General features: G+C 46.7%; 14 protein-coding genes. 11 read left to right on the top strand and 3 right to left on the bottom strand.

Annotation, left to right across the window (positions count from 1 at the left end; all coding sequences use genetic code 11):
• Positions 1-11 precede the first annotated feature (11 nt).
• The gene (locus GCWU000182_RS08960) at positions 12-1,967 is read left to right on the top strand and encodes a PTS fructose transporter subunit IIABC (RefSeq protein ID WP_023392488.1); all 1,956 of its coding nucleotides are present in this window, start codon (positions 12-14) and stop codon (positions 1,965-1,967) included.
• A 107-nt stretch (positions 1,968-2,074) separates the two neighbouring features.
• Here the strand turns inward: GCWU000182_RS08960 and GCWU000182_RS08955 are convergent, their stop codons facing one another.
• Entirely contained in the window at positions 2,075-3,034 is a 960-nt protein-coding gene (locus tag GCWU000182_RS08955; RefSeq protein WP_023392487.1) for an L-lactate dehydrogenase, read from the bottom strand.
• A gap of 181 nt (positions 3,035-3,215) precedes the next feature.
• On the opposite strand from GCWU000182_RS08955, the gene pth reads away from it, so the two are divergent.
• From pth to dusB, 10 genes are all read left to right on the top strand, one after another.
• Positions 3,216-3,776: an aminoacyl-tRNA hydrolase gene (pth, locus tag GCWU000182_RS08950; RefSeq protein ID WP_023392486.1), complete on the top strand. Its 561-nt coding sequence runs from the start codon at positions 3,216-3,218 to the stop codon at positions 3,774-3,776.
• A gap of 124 nt (positions 3,777-3,900) precedes the next feature.
• Positions 3,901-7,452 (top strand): transcription-repair coupling factor, encoded by a 3,552-nt coding sequence (gene mfd / locus GCWU000182_RS08945; RefSeq protein ID WP_023392485.1) that lies wholly within the window; start codon positions 3,901-3,903, stop codon positions 7,450-7,452.
• Between the two features lies 1 nt (position 7,453).
• Complete coding sequence (locus GCWU000182_RS08940) at positions 7,454-7,744, top strand: RNA-binding S4 domain-containing protein (protein ID WP_023392484.1); 291 nt, start codon at positions 7,454-7,456, stop codon at positions 7,742-7,744.
• A 138-nt stretch (positions 7,745-7,882) separates the two neighbouring features.
• Positions 7,883-8,248, top strand: a complete 366-nt coding sequence (locus tag GCWU000182_RS08935; protein ID WP_035364954.1) for an FtsB family cell division protein — start codon at positions 7,883-7,885, stop codon at positions 8,246-8,248.
• Positions 8,249-8,310: 62 nt separating this feature from the next.
• A complete protein-coding gene (locus GCWU000182_RS08930) occupies positions 8,311-8,811 on the top strand; it encodes a S1 domain-containing RNA-binding protein (RefSeq protein WP_023392482.1) in 501 nt (166 codons plus the stop codon).
• A gap of 98 nt (positions 8,812-8,909) precedes the next feature.
• Positions 8,910-10,373: a tRNA lysidine(34) synthetase TilS gene (gene tilS, locus GCWU000182_RS08925; protein ID WP_023392481.1), complete on the top strand. Its 1,464-nt coding sequence runs from the start codon at positions 8,910-8,912 to the stop codon at positions 10,371-10,373.
• A 29-nt stretch (positions 10,374-10,402) separates the two neighbouring features.
• Entirely contained in the window at positions 10,403-10,948 is a 546-nt protein-coding gene (hpt, locus tag GCWU000182_RS08920; RefSeq protein WP_023392480.1) for a hypoxanthine phosphoribosyltransferase, read from the top strand.
• A gap of 168 nt (positions 10,949-11,116) precedes the next feature.
• Positions 11,117-13,168 carry an ATP-dependent zinc metalloprotease FtsH gene (gene ftsH, locus GCWU000182_RS08915; protein ID WP_035364953.1) on the top strand — a complete coding sequence of 684 codons (2,052 nt, stop codon included), beginning with the start codon at positions 11,117-11,119 and terminating at the stop codon, positions 13,166-13,168.
• Between the two features lie 134 nt (positions 13,169-13,302).
• Complete coding sequence (gene hslO / locus GCWU000182_RS08910) at positions 13,303-14,214, top strand: Hsp33 family molecular chaperone HslO (RefSeq protein WP_035364951.1); 912 nt, start codon at positions 13,303-13,305, stop codon at positions 14,212-14,214.
• A 1-nt stretch (position 14,215) separates the two neighbouring features.
• On the top strand, positions 14,216-15,247 hold the full coding sequence (gene dusB / locus GCWU000182_RS08905) for a tRNA dihydrouridine synthase DusB (RefSeq protein ID WP_035364950.1): 1,032 nt from the start codon (positions 14,216-14,218) through the stop codon (positions 15,245-15,247).
• A gap of 61 nt (positions 15,248-15,308) precedes the next feature.
• Here dusB and GCWU000182_RS10230 read toward each other — a convergent pair whose 3' ends face one another.
• A complete protein-coding gene (locus GCWU000182_RS10230) occupies positions 15,309-15,476 on the bottom strand; it encodes a hypothetical protein (protein ID WP_023392476.1) in 168 nt (55 codons plus the stop codon).
• Positions 15,477-15,553: 77 nt separating this feature from the next.
• Positions 15,554-16,573: a galactose ABC transporter substrate-binding protein gene (locus GCWU000182_RS08900; protein WP_023392475.1), complete on the bottom strand. Its 1,020-nt coding sequence runs from the start codon at positions 16,571-16,573 to the stop codon at positions 15,554-15,556.
• Between the last annotated feature and the right edge of the window lie 45 nt (positions 16,574-16,618).

Below are 16,618 nucleotides of genomic sequence, written 5' to 3'. Positions count from 1 at the left end.
AGAAATAGAAAGTGAAATTATCAGAATTATTTGTTAAAGAGGCCATGGACCTCCAGTTGAGCACAACAGATAAGCCGTCAACGCTTAAGTATTTAGCAGAACGCTTCCACCAAGCTGGCGGTGTCTCCGACGTTGAGGCTTATGTGGCCGCTTTAGAAGTCCGCGAAGCCCAATCAACTACAGGTGTCGGCGATGAGATTGCCATTCCTCATGCCCAACATGAATCAATCAAATCAGCAGCTATCGTCTTTGGGCGTAGTGACGCGGGGATTGATTGGGATAGCTTTGATGGCCAAGCTGCCAAGTATATCTTCATGATTGCAGCTCCAGCAGGTGGCGGTGGCGAGCACTTGCAAGCCTTAGCTAAATTATCTTCTGTCCTCATGCAACCAGAAACTAAGGTCGCTTTAGCAGCAGCAAAAACGCCTGAAGAAGTGGTAGCAGTCTTTGCTGCAGCGGAAGCTGAGGAAGCAGCCCAAGCTACAGGGGCTGAACCAGCAAGTCAAGCGAGCTCAGCACAAGAAGATGTCTATGTCTTAGCCGTAACAGCTTGCCCAACTGGGATTGCCCATACTTTTATGGCAGAAGAAAAACTCAAACAAGCCGGGAAAGCCGCAGGGATCAAGATTAAAGTCGAAACCAACGGGCAGGCTGGTGTCGGCAACCGTTTGACTGCTGATGACATCAAAAAGGCGACAGCCATTATCGTGGCAGCGGATAAGCAAGTGGAGATGGCCCGCTTTGATGGCAAACCAGTGATTATCACTAAGGTTGCAGATGGTATCCACAAGGCTGATGAATTAGTAGCTAAAGCTGCAAAAGCAGAGGCACCAATCTACCACGCAGCAGAAGGCGCTGGTGCAGCAGATCTTGAAGTCGGCAAAGAGTCCATTGGCCGCCAATTCTACAAACACTTGATGAACGGGGTTTCTCATATGTTGCCGTTTGTGGTATCTGGTGGGATTTTAATCGCCTTGTCCTTCTTCTGGGGGATTAATTCCTTCAACCCTGAAGATGCTAGCTATAACCAAGTAGCGCAATTCCTCTTTGTAACAGGTAAATTAGCTTTTGCTATGATGTTGCCAATGTTGGCTGGTTTTATCGGTCATTCAATTGCTGACCGTCCTGGTTTGGTTGTTGGTTTCATGGGTGGGATTTTAGCTAATCCATCTGTCTTGTCTGACTTTGGAGCGGTAGGTCTCTTTGAGAAAAGCATTCCGTCAGGTTTCTTAGGCGCTTTAGTAGCCGGCTTCTTGGCTGGTGGGATTATCTATGTCCTCCGTCTAGCATTTGCTTGGTTACCAAAATCACTTGAAGGGTTGAAACCAATCTTCCTCTTCCCGGTTTTTGGGGTCCTGATTATGTCCTTCCTCATGCTCTTCGTTGTAAACGGTCCAATGGGGGCTGTTATGCAAGGATTGCAAGACTTCCTCAACGGTATGAGCACAGGTTCAGCCTTAGTGTTAGGTTTCTTAGTCGGTGCCATGATGTCAATCGATATGGGTGGTCCAATTAACAAGGCCGCTTACGTTACAGGGACTGCCTTAGTGACACAATCAGCAGGCGCAGGTTCAAACGTTATGGCAGCCGTTATGGTTGGTGGGATGGTGCCACCGTTGGCGATTGCCTTGGCAGCAACCCTCAACAAAAACCTCTGGCCAGAAGAAGAACGTAACTCAGCTCTAGTTAACTATGTCATGGGTGCAGCCTTCATCACGGAAGGGGCTATTCCATTTGCTGCAGCCAACCCATTGAAGGTTATTCCACCATTGGCAGTTTCTGCCGGTGTAGCGGGTGCCTTAAGCATGCTCTTTGGTATCGTCAGCAAGGTGCCACACGGCGGGGTCTTCGCGATGTTAGCGGGTGGTGTAACGAATCCATTGCTCTATTTAGCGATTTGGGTTGGTGCCAGCTTCTTAGGGGCCTTCCTCTTGAGCTTGACCTTACGTAACCAAAACAAAAAATAAGCTCAAACAGCCAAGACTGCGGTCTTGGCTTCTTTTTTATGGTTTCATTAAGCCTAAAAAAGCACCTGGCAAGGAGCCAGGTGCGGATAATGGATTTGATAGGGAGATTAGTTTTCTTCTAAGCGAGCAAAACCATCGGCAGTCACTGCTTTGAGGGTGCTTGCAGAAGCATTCATCTTGTCCAACTCAGAGTCGTTAAGTGGGATTTCAATGACAGAAACAACCCCTTCGCGACCCAAGATAGCTGGAGCCCCGATGTAGAGGTCTGATTGACCATACTCACCGTCTAAGTAGACAGAGAGAGGGAAGATTGCCTTTTCATCGTCTAAGATAGCACGGCAGATACGAGCCAAGGTAACAGCAATCCCGTAGTAGGTTGCACCTTTTTTAGAGATGATTTCGTAAGCAGCGTCACGAACTTTGAAGAACATTTCAACTAAGGCTTGTTCGTCAGTGTCTGGGTGGTTTTTGACCCATTCATAGATAGTCAAGCCACCCACGTTAGCGTGAGACCAAACAGGGAATTCAGTATCCCCGTGTTCACCTAAGATATAACCGTGGACGTTACGCGCATCAACACCGATAAGTTGTGCGATTTCTTGACGGAAACGAGCGGTGTCTAAGGTAGTCCCAGAACCGATAACGCGCTCTTTAGGGAAACCGGAAAACTTCCAGGTTGCATAAGTTAAGATATCCACTGGGTTGGCAGCAACCAAGAAAATACCGTTAAAACCAGAGTCTACGATTTGTTTAATAACTGATTTGTAGATGCTTAAGTTTTTGTGAACGAGATCCAAGCGAGTTTCACCTGGTTTTTGTGCTGCACCAGCTGTTAATACGACGATATCTGCGTCACCGCAGTCGCTGTATTCAGCAGAGTAAATTTCCTTAGGTGAAGTGAAGGCTAAGGCGTGAGAGAGGTCTAAAGCGTCCCCGACTGTCTTGTCCTTGTTGATATCAATGATGCCGAGTTCACGGCCGATGTTTTGGTTAACGAGAGAGAAAGCAAAGCTAGATCCGACTGCGCCATCACCGACTAAAATAATCTTGTTCTTTGGTTGTTTCATAGTGAATATCTCCTTTCTATCACTTGGCTATATTATACCACTCTTTTCAAAAATGTGAAGAGGAAATTTTTAGAATAGTACAGTTTTGTTTTGTTAGTAATACAGTTTGCTTCGTGAATCTTTCTGTTAGTGACATGCTCCAAACATGTGTTATAATAGAAAAAGCAGAGGAGGGAGCAGGATGAAGTTAATCGTTGGATTAGGGAACCCTGGCGATAAGTATCAGGGGACGCGTCACAATGTGGGCTTTGATGTCATTGATGCTTTGGCGCGTCAAGAAGGTTTGAAATTGACCGACCAAAAATTTCGTGCCGATTATACCATTTGGCGAGTGGGAGACGAAAAGGTGCTCTTGGTCAAACCTTATACCTTTATGAACCTATCGGGTGAAGCTGTCTTGCCTCTTATGTCCTATTATAATATTAGCCCGGACGAGCTTGTGGTGGTTTATGATGACTTGGATTTGGAGCCTGGTAAGTTGCGTCTACGCCAGTCAGGTAGTGCGGGCGGCCACAATGGGGTCAAGAGCATTATCGAAATGCTAGGGACCCAAGATTTCAAGCGAGTCAAGATTGGCATTGGCCGACCTCAATATGGACGTAAGGTTGTGGACCATGTTCTACAACGTTTCGATACAGATGACCGCGCTTTAATAGAACAGAAAATTGACCAGACAACCGACTTGTTGAGGGCCTGGGCTAAGGGCGAAACTTTCGTTCAATTAATGAACCAATATAACTAAAAGACACGATAAACCTTAAGATAGGTTGCGACTCTCCCAGGGGTGGGTAGACGTTGCAACCTCTTGTGGCGTTAGCTGACTCAAAACTCTGAGCCAGTTTGACTAGAGAGAAAGTAGGAAAAACATGGAATTTGCGCAAGAAGCTTTTCAGTCGGCAATAAAGGCCATTAATCAGACAGGGCCGGGTAGCTTACCCCAGTTGGTAACGGGAATTGATGATAGTGCACGTGCCGTCATGCTGGCTCAGCTTTTCCAAGCTCGCCCTCGGCCACTCTTGATTGTGGAGCCCATTGCTAGCAAGTTGGGACAGTTAGTAGATGATTTAACACAGCTTCTGCCCCAGGTGTCCGTGCAGGCTTTTGTAGTGGAGGAGGCTCTGGCTATTGAATTTGCCTTTGCTTCGGAGGATCAGATGCGGGACCGGATTCAGATCCTTAACCAACTAGCTCACGGCGAGCCCTGTATTGTAGTTACTAATGTGGCCGGTTTACGAAAACAATTGACTCACCCTAATCAATGGCGTCAAGCTCAACATACTCTTGAACTTGGAGATAACTGGGAACGCCGCCAGTTAGAAAGTGTCTTAACCGCTTGGGGCTATCATCGGGCTAGCTTGGTAGAACAACCGGGCGAGTTCAGCGTACGCGGGAGTATCATTGACTTCTTCCCAGTATCAGCCGAATATCCGATTCGTTTGGATTTCTTTGATACCGAGCTAGATTCTATTCGGGCTTTTAATGCTGAGACCCAGTCCTCGATTGAAAATCTAGACTCTGTCCAAATCCTGCCAGCTCAAGATGTCTTATTTGGCCTAGAAGCTCAACAAGCCCTCTTGCCACGTTTAGAGGATATGAAGGCGCGCGCCCTGAAGAAAGTGAAGGATCAAGAATTAAGAGAGGCCATGGAAGCTGGACTCAGCAATCAAATGGATCAGTTGCGCCATGGCGAGCCTCTCAAGTATCCGCATGCTTATCTGAGCTTGGCTCAGGATGACCAAGTGGTGACGCTCCTTGATTATTTAGGAGAGCAAGGACTTTTAGTTCTGTCAGAATTTGATAAGCTACAGCAACAGGCTCTTCATCTGGTTGAGGAAGATCAGTTTTGGATTGAGCAGGAGACACAAAAAGGCTTGCTTTTACCTGGCTTGGCTGTTAAAGCAGATTTTCAGGCCTGCGTGCGGGCATATTCAGGGGCCTTGCTCTATCTCTCAGTTATGCATCGAGGCTTGGGACATCAATCTTTAGGAGCGGTTCACTCCTTCCAGTATCGCACCCTCAACCCTTTCTTTAACCAAATGCCTCTGGTCAAAACGGAGATGGATCACTGGTTGAAACAAGGCTATACCATTCAGGTAGCTGTAGGGAGTTTGGAGCAAGCTCGGAAGGTGGAAGCACTTTTTGAGGAATTTCATATCGGACCTAGCGTAGTAACAGAAGGCCAAGCCCAAGCCAAGGTTATCAATATCGGAGTAGGAGCTCTATCAAATGGTTTTGAACTACCTGTCTTGAAATGGGTAGTAGTAACTGAAAAAGAACTCTTCAATAAATTGAAAAAGCGTCAGGCTCGTCAATCTCGCACTAAGCTAACCAATGCTGAACGGATTAAGAGTTATTCAGAATTAGAAGTCGGTGACTATGTGGTTCATGTTCACCATGGGATAGGCCAATTCCGTGGTATGGACACTATCGAAATGAATGGCATTCATAAGGATCTCTTGTCGGTTGTTTATCAAGACGACTCTCGTATTCTGATTCCGGTCGATCAAATTCATCTGCTACAAAAATATGTCGCCTCAGAAGCCAAGACACCTAAGCTTAACAAGCTCGGGGGCACTGAGTGGGCTAAGACTAAGCGCAAGGTAGCGGCTAAAATAGAAGACATTGCCGATGAATTAATCGCCCTCTATGCTAAGCGAGAACGAGAAGTTGGGTATGCTTTTGGGCCTGATACACCAGAGCAGAGTGAGTTCGAGTCGGCTTTTGCTTATGTAGAAACAGAGGACCAACTCCGGTCCGCAATAGAGATTAAGGCAGATATGGAAAAAAGCAAGCCCATGGACCGCCTGCTAGTCGGTGACGTAGGTTACGGCAAGACCGAAGTAGCCATGCGGGCCATTTTCAAGGCGGTCATGGACGGCAAGCAAGTGGCCTTCCTAGTCCCTACTACGATTTTAGCTCAGCAACACTATAATTCTTTGGTTCAGCGTTTTGCTGATTATCCTTTTGAAATTCGGCTGATGAGTCGCTTTGTATCTAAAAAGCAACAAGACCAGACCATCGATGACTTGCTAACGGGGGCCGTGAATATTGTGGTCGGGACTCATCGCTTGGTCTCTAAAGATGTCCAGTTTCAGGATTTAGGCCTGTTGATTGTCGATGAGGAGCAACGTTTTGGGGTCAAGCACAAGGAACGGCTCAAACAACTCAAGTCACAGGTTGATGTCTTAACCTTGACGGCGACGCCAATTCCTCGCACCTTGCATATGTCCATGATAGGTGTTCGGGACTTGTCCTTGATTGAGACACCACCCAATAACCGTTTCCCCGTCCAGACCTATGTCATGGAGCGCAATGATGGAGCGATTAAGTCAGGTATTGAACGTGAGCTAGCACGCGAAGGTCAGGTCTTCTATCTCTATAATCGAGTGGCGACTATTGAGCGTCGGGCCATGGAAATCCAGGCTTTGGTACCAGAGGCTAGGGTAGCTTATGCCCACGGTCAGATGTCGGAGGTGGAATTGGAGACGGTGCTAGTGGACTTTATCCAAGGGGCTTACGATGTCCTGGTGACTACCACCATTATTGAAACAGGGGTTGATATTCCTAATGTTAATACCCTTTTTGTTGAAGATGCGGACCATATGGGTTTATCCACCCTCTACCAATTACGTGGGCGGGTAGGGCGCACCAATCGAGTGGCCTATGCTTATTTGATGTATGAGCCATTTAAGTCACTCAGTGAGGTCAGTGAGAAAAGATTGCAGGCTGTCCGCGAATTTACAGAGTTGGGATCAGGCTTTAAGATTGCTATGCGGGACCTGTCCATTCGAGGGGCAGGGAATCTGCTGGGTAAACAACAATCCGGCTTTATTGATTCTGTCGGTTTTGACCTTTATTCCCAAATGCTTAAAGAAGCTGTTAATATTAAGCGGGGCAAGAAGGTTGGTCAGATACCAAGTCAAGCTAGCAACCAGATTGAATGGCATCTGCTAATCGACGCCTATATTCCAGCCAGCTATATCGCCGATGAACGGCAAAAGATTTCGGTCTATAAGCAAATTCAACAGATTGATTCTGAAGAAGCCTATCGTAATCTGCAAGATCAGTTGATTGACCGCTATGGTGAATTCCCAGATGAGGTGGCGGATTTATTGGAAATTGCCTTGATTAAACATTATGGGCTCGAAGCGGGCATTGTCAAAATCCAGCAAACCCCACGTCATGTCAAGGTCAGCTTCAACCAGATGGCCTCAGATCAATTACGAGGGGCCAAACTTTTTGAAGCCTTGGCTGGCATTTCCCAGAAATCCACCGTGTCTCAAGAGGGCTCGCGGCAGGTGATTAGCTTGGATATCCTAGAACAACCATCCTATGTTTGGTTAGGAGCCCTTAAGCAATTAGCCCGTCAAGTGGCTAGCCTCTTAGCAGAAGACACTAGCAAAAATAAGGAGAGATAAGATGAGATTAGATAAATATTTAAAGGTTTCCCGTTTGATTAAGCGTCGGACCATTGCCAAAGAAGTGGCGAATCAAGGGCGTGTTACCTTGAATGGCCAAGTAGCTAAATCTAGTTCTGCTGTAAAGGTGGGTGATGAGTTGGTGATTCGTTTTGGTAACCGGCTTTTAACCGTGCGTGTGACAGACCTTAAAGAAAACACCAAGAAAGAAGAGGCAAGTAACCTCTACGAAATTTTGGGCGAAGAACGTCTTAATAATGAAGTTCGTCCAGTAGATGAGTTTCTAGCTTAAAATAGGGCTTGGCTAGGGCCTCAGCTATGCTACCTCAAGCCAAGCTCGCAAAAAAACTTGGAAAAACGACAAGTTTGAATGGAAATTAGGCGCGAATATTGATATACTCAAACTAGGTTTATCATGGAGGTGAAAAGTATGAATTATAAATTAGATCCACAGGAATCTGTTCAGACTTCCTCACCCCGTCAGACAAAGCAACCGCACTCTCACGGACGACGCCTGATCTTTCATGTCATTCTGATTGGAGCTCTTGCTTTTGCAGGGATTCCATTATGGCGGGCTTATCAGGACCAAGTGGCAGCCGAGCAAGCCTATCAAGAGGTAAAGGCGGGCCAGGAACAAGCCGTTGAAGAGAATCGTGAAGTTTTCCAAGCAACTCAACAAATGAAGGATCCTGCCTATCTAGAGGATGTGGCACGACGTGATTATTACTACACCAAGCCAGGTGAGATTATTTTCGAGTTAGGATCTTCGCATCAGGAAGACACCAAGCATCCTTAAGGGATGAGAGTTACTGAATAGAATATAAGGATGAAAGAACTTAAGGGAGGATAAGACATCGTATGTCAATCGAAGTAGGGCAAAAAATCACAGGGAAAGTCACAGGGATCACACACTTTGGGGCTTTTATTAGCTTGCCAGATAATAAAACAGGTTTAGTTCACATTAGTGAGGTTTCAGACGGCTATGTTAAGGAGATTAGTTCCGTCTTAACAGTCGGCCAAGAAGTCGCAGTGAAGGTTCTATCTATCGCTGACGACGGTAAAATTAGCCTGTCAATTCGTCAAGCCAGTGATCGACCTGCAGAGGCACCCGCTCGGCCTAAACGTGAACGCCAAGAAGGTGCTGCACCACATGGCCAACGTGCCCCACGCTTCAAGAGTCGTCAAGAAGAGGGCGGGAATCGCCCTAACTTCAACAATGCGGGAAATAATAACAGCCGTAAGTTGGATGATTTTGACCAATTAATGAGTAACTTCCTAAAGGACAGTGAAGATCGTCTGTCCTCATTAAGACGTAACACCGAAGGCAAACGCGGCGGCCGTGGTGGCCGACGTAGCTAGGGATGTCTTGCTTACGTGCGATTGTTTCTTGTCGTGCGCTAATACAGGATATAAGAGCAGCCTTTTAGGCTGCTTTTTGTATCTAAAGGAGAATCTAGATGGAAAAATTAATGCGGGAAGTTAAGGCTCAGTTGGAGTCATGGCCAGCTTGGCTAGAGGCCAAGACAGTGGTGCTGGCCGTATCCGGCGGGGTTGATTCTATGGTCATGCTCAGATTGATGAATGAATTGAATCAGTTACGTCAATATAATCACCTGCAGTTGGTCGTCGCCCATTTCAATCACAAGTTGCGACCAGAATCAGACAATGAGGCCGTCGCTATTAAGGAAATTGTGGCAGAGTATGGCTGTATTTATTTTGCGACAGAGTGGGGCGAACCGGCTGCCACTAATGTGGAAGCTCAGGCGCGTGACGCCCGTTATCAATTTTTCGCAGAAGTGATTCGGACAACTGAAGCGGATGTTTTGATGACTGCCCATCATCTTAATGATGTGGCTGAGACCTTCTTAATGCGGATGACACGTGGCACCTCCATTCGTGGCTTGCAAGGTATTCGGGGCTGTTATCAGCGCCTGATGAGCGATCCTAGTGGCCATACGGTGATGCCTACCATCATAAGACCTTTTATTGGGGTGACTAAGGCGGAACTAGAGGCCTATGCCGAGAAGTTCAACGTCACGTATTTTGAAGATGCCTCAAATTACATGGATCACTTCGTGCGGAATCGATTCCGCCATACCTATATCCCGCAACTGATGCAGGAGAATCCTCAATTATTACAGAATCTCCTGACGATTCAGCAGCAAATTCAAGATTCCTACACCGTTCAGTATGCGGATTATCTGGATTTGGAGCCCCAGCTCCTAATGTATTCAACCAATCACTATTGGTTACTTTACATTCCGGCTTTTCTAGCCTTACCTGAGGCAAAATTCAATATGTATCTGCGAATTTTCTTTGAGGAACGCCTAATCGAAGATGTGCCCGCTTATAATCGCGATTTAGTAGGTCAATTGCAGCAGATGATGCGTAACCGCCGTGATCCTAATCAACGTTTGCAGTTAGGACATGGTTGGGTAGCAGTCAAACGCTATGATTACGTCCAAATCCTACCAGAAGAGGCGGGGCCAAAAGCTTATTTTGGTCAACGTTTAATCTTAAGTCGACTCAACCACTGGTATGCCCTAGATGGTGGTTCAGAAGCGGGGATTTTTGCAGCTCATCAGGTGTCACCGGAAATGCGTGAAGCGGCTGAAGGTTGGGCAGGCCTACACTTAAGTCAGGCCCAGGAGACGGCGCCACTCAATTTCCAGCTAAGACAGAGACAAGACGGTGACCAAGTTGCAATAAGCGACGAATTAGGTCAAGTCTATCATAAGAAAGTTGGCAGAATCCTCATGGACCTTAAGTTGCCAAGTGATGAGCGAAATCAAATCAAAGTGCTTGTAGATGAAAAAGATGAAATCGTATGGTTGGGGCCAGTTAGCAATTCCCCATTGTCTCGCGGGCCACAAACTGATAAAATAACTCATATATTCCTTTATCGGAAGACACGGCAGTAAGACACTAGATAAAAAGGAGAGAAAGCTCAATGTTAGAGAAAGACATTTTAAAAGTACTAGTAACCCAAGAAGAAATTGCAGAAGCAGTGGCCCGTCTAGGCAAAACCTTAACGGAAGACTACAAAGATAAAGAAGTAGTGGTTGTTGGGATTTTACGAGGGGCAGCAATTTTTATGGCTGACATTATTCGTGCTATGGATTGCTACTTGACCATTGATTTCATGGATGTATCGAGTTATGGTGAAGCCTTCCAGTCATCGGGTGAAGTCAAGATTGTCAAAGACTTAGATACTCGTGTCGAAGGTAAGGATATTCTGATTGTGGAAGATATCATCGATACCGGGCAAACCCTTAAGTACATTGTGGACCTGCTCCACTATCGTAAGGCTAATTCTGTTAAAGTATGTACCCTCTTGGATAAGAAAGAGCGTCGTGTCAACAATATGGAAGCAGATTATGTGGGCTTAGATATTCCCAATGAATTCGTAGTGGGATATGGCTTGGACTATAAACAAGAGTACCGTAACCTTCCTTATATCGGTGTCTTATCTCCTACTGTCTACGAAAGCAAATAGGCCATGTGCCAGACCCTAGACTGTGATCTAGGGTCTTTTGGCGAAAACAAACCTTAAATATTGGTAAAGCCCAGCCTTACAGGGACCTTCCATTAGGACCCTATGATAAAATATGATAAAATACAAGAATGAACAGAATGATCAAGACAAAGGAGTCGAACAGCATCTATGCAAAACCCAAATCGTAATTCGACGCGGAACATTCTGACATCTATGATGGCATTAGCCATGCTCTTTATGCTCTTCCATGCCCTGTCAGGGGCTCTAGGGGGTGGCCAAGTCAAGGAACTCACCCAGAGTGAGTTGATGACAGAGATTGCGGACGGCAAGATTGCCGAGATGGATGTCCAGATTGGTTCCGGTGTTTATAATGTCAAAGGAAAATACAAGACCGGAACAACACGCTCAGAACAAACCAACTTTGTGGCCCTCTTCCAAGGCGGAAGTGAGACTGCCACCCAATTCACCAGCCGAGTGCTAGGTAACGATAGCACGCTTAAGTTATTGACGGAAACAGCGACCCAACAAGGGGTCAAGATGAAGACCTTGGCCGAATCCAATATGGTACTGTGGGCCAATATCTTACCGATGGTGCTCCTGATGGTCATGATGGGCTTCTTCCTCTATAACATGTTCCAGAGTGGCGCTGGCGGAGGCGGTATGCGTGGGGCCATGAACTTTGGTAAGTCACGCTCTAAGGATATTTCCAAGCAGAAAGTCAAAGTCCGCTTCAGTGATGTAGCGGGTGCTGAAGAAGAGAAACAAGAACTGGTAGAAGTAGTGGAATTCCTTAAGGATCCTAAACGTTTCACCAAGTTGGGGGCGCGTATCCCAGCCGGTGTCTTACTGGAGGGCCCTCCAGGGACAGGTAAAACCCTCTTAGCCAAGGCAGTGGCCGGCGAAGCGGGGGTTCCCTTCTTTACCATGTCAGGTTCTGAATTCGTCGAGATGTTCGTCGGGGTCGGGGCTAGCCGGGTACGGGATCTCTTCGAGAATGCTAAGAAGAACGCCCCAGCTATTATCTTCATCGATGAAATTGATGCCGTGGGTCGTCAACGGGGCGCAGGTCTCGGGGGCGGACACGATGAACGTGAACAAACCCTTAACCAATTACTGGTTGAGATGGATGGTTTCGAAGGCAATGAAGGCGTCATCGTCATTGCGGCGACTAACCGTTCGGATGTCCTAGACCCAGCCCTCTTGCGTCCAGGTCGTTTTGACCGTCAGATTTTGGTGGGTAACCCAGATGTTAAGGGGCGGGAACAGATTCTTCAAGTTCATGCCCGTAACAAGAAATTAGAAACAGAAGTTGACCTCAAGGTCGTGGCACAACAAACGCCTGGTTTCTCAGGGGCTGAGTTGGAAAACTTACTGAACGAAGCGGCTTTAGTAGCAGCACGTTTTAACCATAAGGCTATTACTCAAGCGGACATCGCAGAAGCCCATGACCGGGTGATTGCGGGGCCAGCTAAGAAAGATCGTGTGATTTCTGAACAACAACGCCGTACCGTGGCTTACCACGAGGCGGGGCATACCATCATCGGGATGGTCTTAAGTGACGCACGTGTCGTTCATAAGGTGACTATCGTGCCACGCGGACGCGCAGGTGGTTATGCGGTCATGTTACCTCGTGAAGATGCTTATATTGTGACTCGTAAGGAACTCTACGATCAAATGGTAGGGCTCCTGGGTGGTCGTGCTGCCGAAGAGATTGTCTTCAACACTCAATCTACTGGGGCCAGCAATGACTTCCAACAAGCGACCAAGATTGCGCGTAGCATGGTCACTGAATATGGGATGTCAGACCGCTTAGGGCCGGTTCAATACGAAGGTAACCATACCGTCTTCGTTGGTCGTGACTATGGCCAGAAACCTGCTTATTCTGATCAGGTAGCCTACGAGATTGACAATGAAGTGCGTCAATTATTGAACCAAGCTCATGAAGAGGCACATCGCATTATCAATGAGCACCGTGAGCAACTCAACCTGATTGCAGAGAAACTGCTTGAAGTTGAGACCTTAGAAGCGGCGCAAATTGAGTCTCTCTTTAAGACTGGGAAGATGCCTGAGCAAGTAGCAAAGTCTGAAGAAACAGACACTCCTACTTCGGGCGAAAGTCAAGATCAAAAAGCGACTCCTTCACGTGTAGAAGAAGCGCTGGAAGCAGGCGACCGTATCATTGCAGATGATCAAGTGTCGTCTGAACATCATCAAGCCTAATAAGGAAAATCAGACCTCATGGGTCTGATTTTTTTGCCTATTAGCACTAGGCCAAAGACTTGCTAAACTGGTGGGGTCTGATATACTTAGAAACGGAATATAATGACTCCCATTGGGAGATGGAGGAAGCAATCATGTCAGATCAATTATTAACAGCCTTGGCATTCGATGGCCAATTGCGGGTTTTGGTTTTGGATGCTACTGGGGTTGTCCAAGAAGCAGTCAATCGGCACAAAACTTGGCATACCGCAACGGCTGTCTTAGGCCGGACCCTAGTAGGGACCCTTTTATTAGCGTCTAACTCTAAGGGAGACGAACGCTTACGGGTAGAAATCCTCGGAACGGGACCAGTGGGCCGCATTATTGCGGAAGGGGATGCTTACGGCCATGTACGTGGCTTTGTGTCTAATCCGCAGGTAGCCTTAGAACTCAATGCCATTGGCAAGTTAGACGTTGCTGGGGCAGTGGGTATGCCCGGCAATATGGCTGTACGTAAACTCTTAGGTAATAAGGAACTCTTCTCTGGTCAAGTGCCATTGGTGAGTGGGGAGTTGGCAGAAGATTTCACCTACTATATGGCTGTGTCTGAACAAACAGCTTCTTGTATCGGACTCTCTGTTTTGGTTAATCCTGATGAGTCTGTGGCTAAATCGGGTGGTTTTATGATTCAAGTGATGCCGGGTGCTACTGACGAGACCATTGACTTCATAGAGAAGCGCATTGCGGATTTAGGCCGTTTCTCCGATCTCTTGGAGTCACAACCAAGCTTAGAGGCTCTATTGGATCTCTTAGTTGGGCATGGTAATTCTGAAGTCCTGTCTAAGAAAGATGTCTCTTTCTATTGTGGTTGCTCTAAGGAAGCCTATGGACACGGTATTCAGTCCTTAGGTCGTAAGGAAATCCAAGCTATGATTGATGAAGATGGGGGCGCTGAAGTAGTCTGCCATTATTGTGAGAACCACTATGACTATAGTGTTCAAGAATTAGAGGCCATCATCGCAGCAGGTGAAGCTGCAGGGCAAGAAGCAGACGCAGAGGAGGTATAGCTTGTTCAAAATTAGAGAAATTGAGATTCCAAACCCGGTAGTGGTAGCACCCATGGCGGGAGTATCAAATGCAGCCTTTCGGACCATTGTAAAACAATTTGGTGCGGGCCTAGTTGTTTGCGAGATGATTAGTGACAAGGGGATTCAGTTCCGTAATGACAAGACCTTGAGCATGCTACACATTGAGCCAAATGAGTATCCTCTCAGCATTCAAATTATGGGAGGCAACAAAGAAACTTTGGTAGAGGCGGCTAAATATGTTGCTGAAAACACTGAGTGTGCCATTATTGATATAAATATGGGTTGCCCTGTTAACAAGGTCATTAAGGCAGAAGCAGGGGCGCGTTGGCTCTTAGACCCGAACAAGGTTTATGAAATGGTGGCAGCAGTAGTGGATGCCGTTCAAAAGCCAGTCACAGTAAAAATGCGGACTGGTTGGGATGATGAACATCTTTACGCCATTGAAAATGCCTTAGCAGCTGAACGCGCAGGTGCTTCCATGGTGGCCATGCACGGCCGGACCCGGGTACAGATGTATGAAGGTAAGGCCAACTGGGATATTTTGGCGCAAGTTAAGAAAGAACTTAAAACCATTCCTTTTGTTGGGAATGGGGATGTTAGAACGCCTGAAGAACTCAAATACTTGCTTGATACGACGGGTGTAGATGGTGTTATGGTGGGGCGTGCAGCTCTGGGCAATCCATGGGTTATCCAGCAGATGGTCCACTATGTTGAGACCGGTGAACTCTTGCCGGCAATGACGGCGAGACAGAAAATTGATACGGCCATCGACCATCTAGAACGCTTGGTAGACCTCAAGGGTGATCGGACTGCAACGCGAGAATTTCGGACCCAAGCCCATTACTATCTTAAAGGTATTCCGCGTTCTTCTAAGGTTAAGGTGGCAGTCAATGAGACTGAAGATCCAACTGTTGTGAAGCAACTTCTACGTGATTTTGTAGATCAGGTGGAAGAACGTGAAGCTAAAGAATTAGCGCGCAAGGCTAGCCAAGAGACGGTAGTCGAAGCTTAGTCCTTGTATGTAGATAAAAAAATAGGCTGAGACTTTTGTCTCAGCCTATTTTTTGTCTGCCTTAACGCGGTAAGGCGAAGTAGAGGGTTAGAGCCAACAACCCGATAATCATGCCGATGATGATGTTGAGGGTGCGCTCGGATAGATGAATGCCCTCGTATAGATTGGTACGTCTGGGTGAAGTTTTGCTTACCTCAGGCTTGTTTTCGGTGGATTCTTGGGTGGTCATTGCGTGCCTCCTAGTTTTGATAAAGCAAGGCAAGTCCCAGAGGAACTTGCCTAAAGGAGATACCCTTCGATAATAGCCTATTGGCCGTTGAAGGCTTGGTAAGGAATACGTACAGCAACTTGAGTGTCGTCGTACTTGTAGTCAGTGCCGTCTAAGAAGTCTTTGCCTTGACCTGCATTGTAAGAGAGTGCGAAGACAGCTTTAGCCATCCCTTCAGCATCTTGTTTTACAGTACCAGTCATAATGCCACGAGCAATGAGGTCTACTGCTTCTTCAGTCGCATCTACCCCAAATACAGGAATCTTCTTGTCAGCTTTAGCATCAGTGTTGAAGCCGGCGCCTTGGAGAGCAGCAATAGCACCAGAAGCCATTGAGTCGTTATTAGAGATGATGACGTCGATGTTGTCGGCGTCTTTAGCTAACCAAGCGTCAGTTGCAGTTTTTGCTTTGTCTGGATCCCAGTTAGCAACTTGGTCGCCTAATTTGTTCACTTCAATCTTAGCTTCGGTTAAAGTATCAACAGCATATTTTGTACGAGCGATTGCTTCTGGGTTTTCTGGGTCACCGATTAACATAACGTAATCTAATTTGCCGTTACCATTGCGGTCATATTTCTTGTCAGATTTCCATAGTTCCGCAATCATCTTACCTTGGATAATCCCAGCTTCTTTAGCGGTTGTCCCAACGAAACGAGCTTTGTCGTATGCTTTAACAACGTCAGTCGCTGGTTCACGGTTGAAGAGCACGAGCGGAATATTCGCGTCTTTAGCTTTTTGAACGACTGCTTCTGCTGCCCCAGTGTCCACCACGTTAATCAAGAGGACATCCACGCCCTTTTGAATCATGACATCGATTTGGTCGTTTTGTTTAGCTTGGTCGTTTTGAGAGTCATTGACAATGAGTTCAACGTTGGAATGCTCTTTGGCGATTTTTTCAAGCGCTACACGTACAGAAGACATATAAGCGTCATCGTATTTGTAGAAAGCTACCCCAATTTTGATGTTCTTATCTTCGGCTTGAACTTTAGGGCTGAGGCTAGGAACTAGCGCTAAGCAGAATAGGCAGAAGATGGCGCACCATGTAATGACTTTTTTCATAAAGATCGACTCCTTTAAGGATTTTATTTTGTTGAATTGAGTATA

Source organism: Abiotrophia defectiva ATCC 49176 (assembly GCF_000160075.2).
Taxonomy (GTDB): domain Bacteria; phylum Bacillota; class Bacilli; order Lactobacillales; family Aerococcaceae; genus Abiotrophia; species Abiotrophia defectiva.
The sequence above is the reverse complement of the archived record's forward strand: the minus strand, read 5'-3'. Positions and strand labels throughout refer to the sequence as shown.

What these genes read in the sequence shown, in the direction of transcription:
- mfd (WP_023392485.1), top strand. Translation starts at nt 3,901, where the DNA reads ATGGAATTTGCGCAAGAAGCTTTTCAGTCGGCAATAAAGGCCATTAAT.
- GCWU000182_RS08900 (WP_023392475.1), bottom strand. Translation starts at nt 16,573, where the DNA reads ATGAAAAAAGTCATTACATGGTGCGCCATCTTCTGCCTATTCTGCTTA.
- ftsH (WP_035364953.1), top strand. Translation starts at nt 11,117, where the DNA reads ATGCAAAACCCAAATCGTAATTCGACGCGGAACATTCTGACATCTATG.
- tilS (WP_023392481.1), top strand. Translation starts at nt 8,910, where the DNA reads ATGGAAAAATTAATGCGGGAAGTTAAGGCTCAGTTGGAGTCATGGCCA.
- GCWU000182_RS08935 (WP_035364954.1), top strand. Translation starts at nt 7,883, where the DNA reads ATGAATTATAAATTAGATCCACAGGAATCTGTTCAGACTTCCTCACCC.
- GCWU000182_RS08940 (WP_023392484.1), top strand. Translation starts at nt 7,454, where the DNA reads ATGAGATTAGATAAATATTTAAAGGTTTCCCGTTTGATTAAGCGTCGG.
- hslO (WP_035364951.1), top strand. Translation starts at nt 13,303, where the DNA reads ATGTCAGATCAATTATTAACAGCCTTGGCATTCGATGGCCAATTGCGG.
- GCWU000182_RS08955 (WP_023392487.1), bottom strand. Translation starts at nt 3,034, where the DNA reads ATGAAACAACCAAAGAACAAGATTATTTTAGTCGGTGATGGCGCAGTC.
- pth (WP_023392486.1), top strand. Translation starts at nt 3,216, where the DNA reads ATGAAGTTAATCGTTGGATTAGGGAACCCTGGCGATAAGTATCAGGGG.
- GCWU000182_RS10230 (WP_023392476.1), bottom strand. Translation starts at nt 15,476, where the DNA reads ATGACCACCCAAGAATCCACCGAAAACAAGCCTGAGGTAAGCAAAACT.
- GCWU000182_RS08930 (WP_023392482.1), top strand. Translation starts at nt 8,311, where the DNA reads ATGTCAATCGAAGTAGGGCAAAAAATCACAGGGAAAGTCACAGGGATC.
- hpt (WP_023392480.1), top strand. Translation starts at nt 10,403, where the DNA reads ATGTTAGAGAAAGACATTTTAAAAGTACTAGTAACCCAAGAAGAAATT.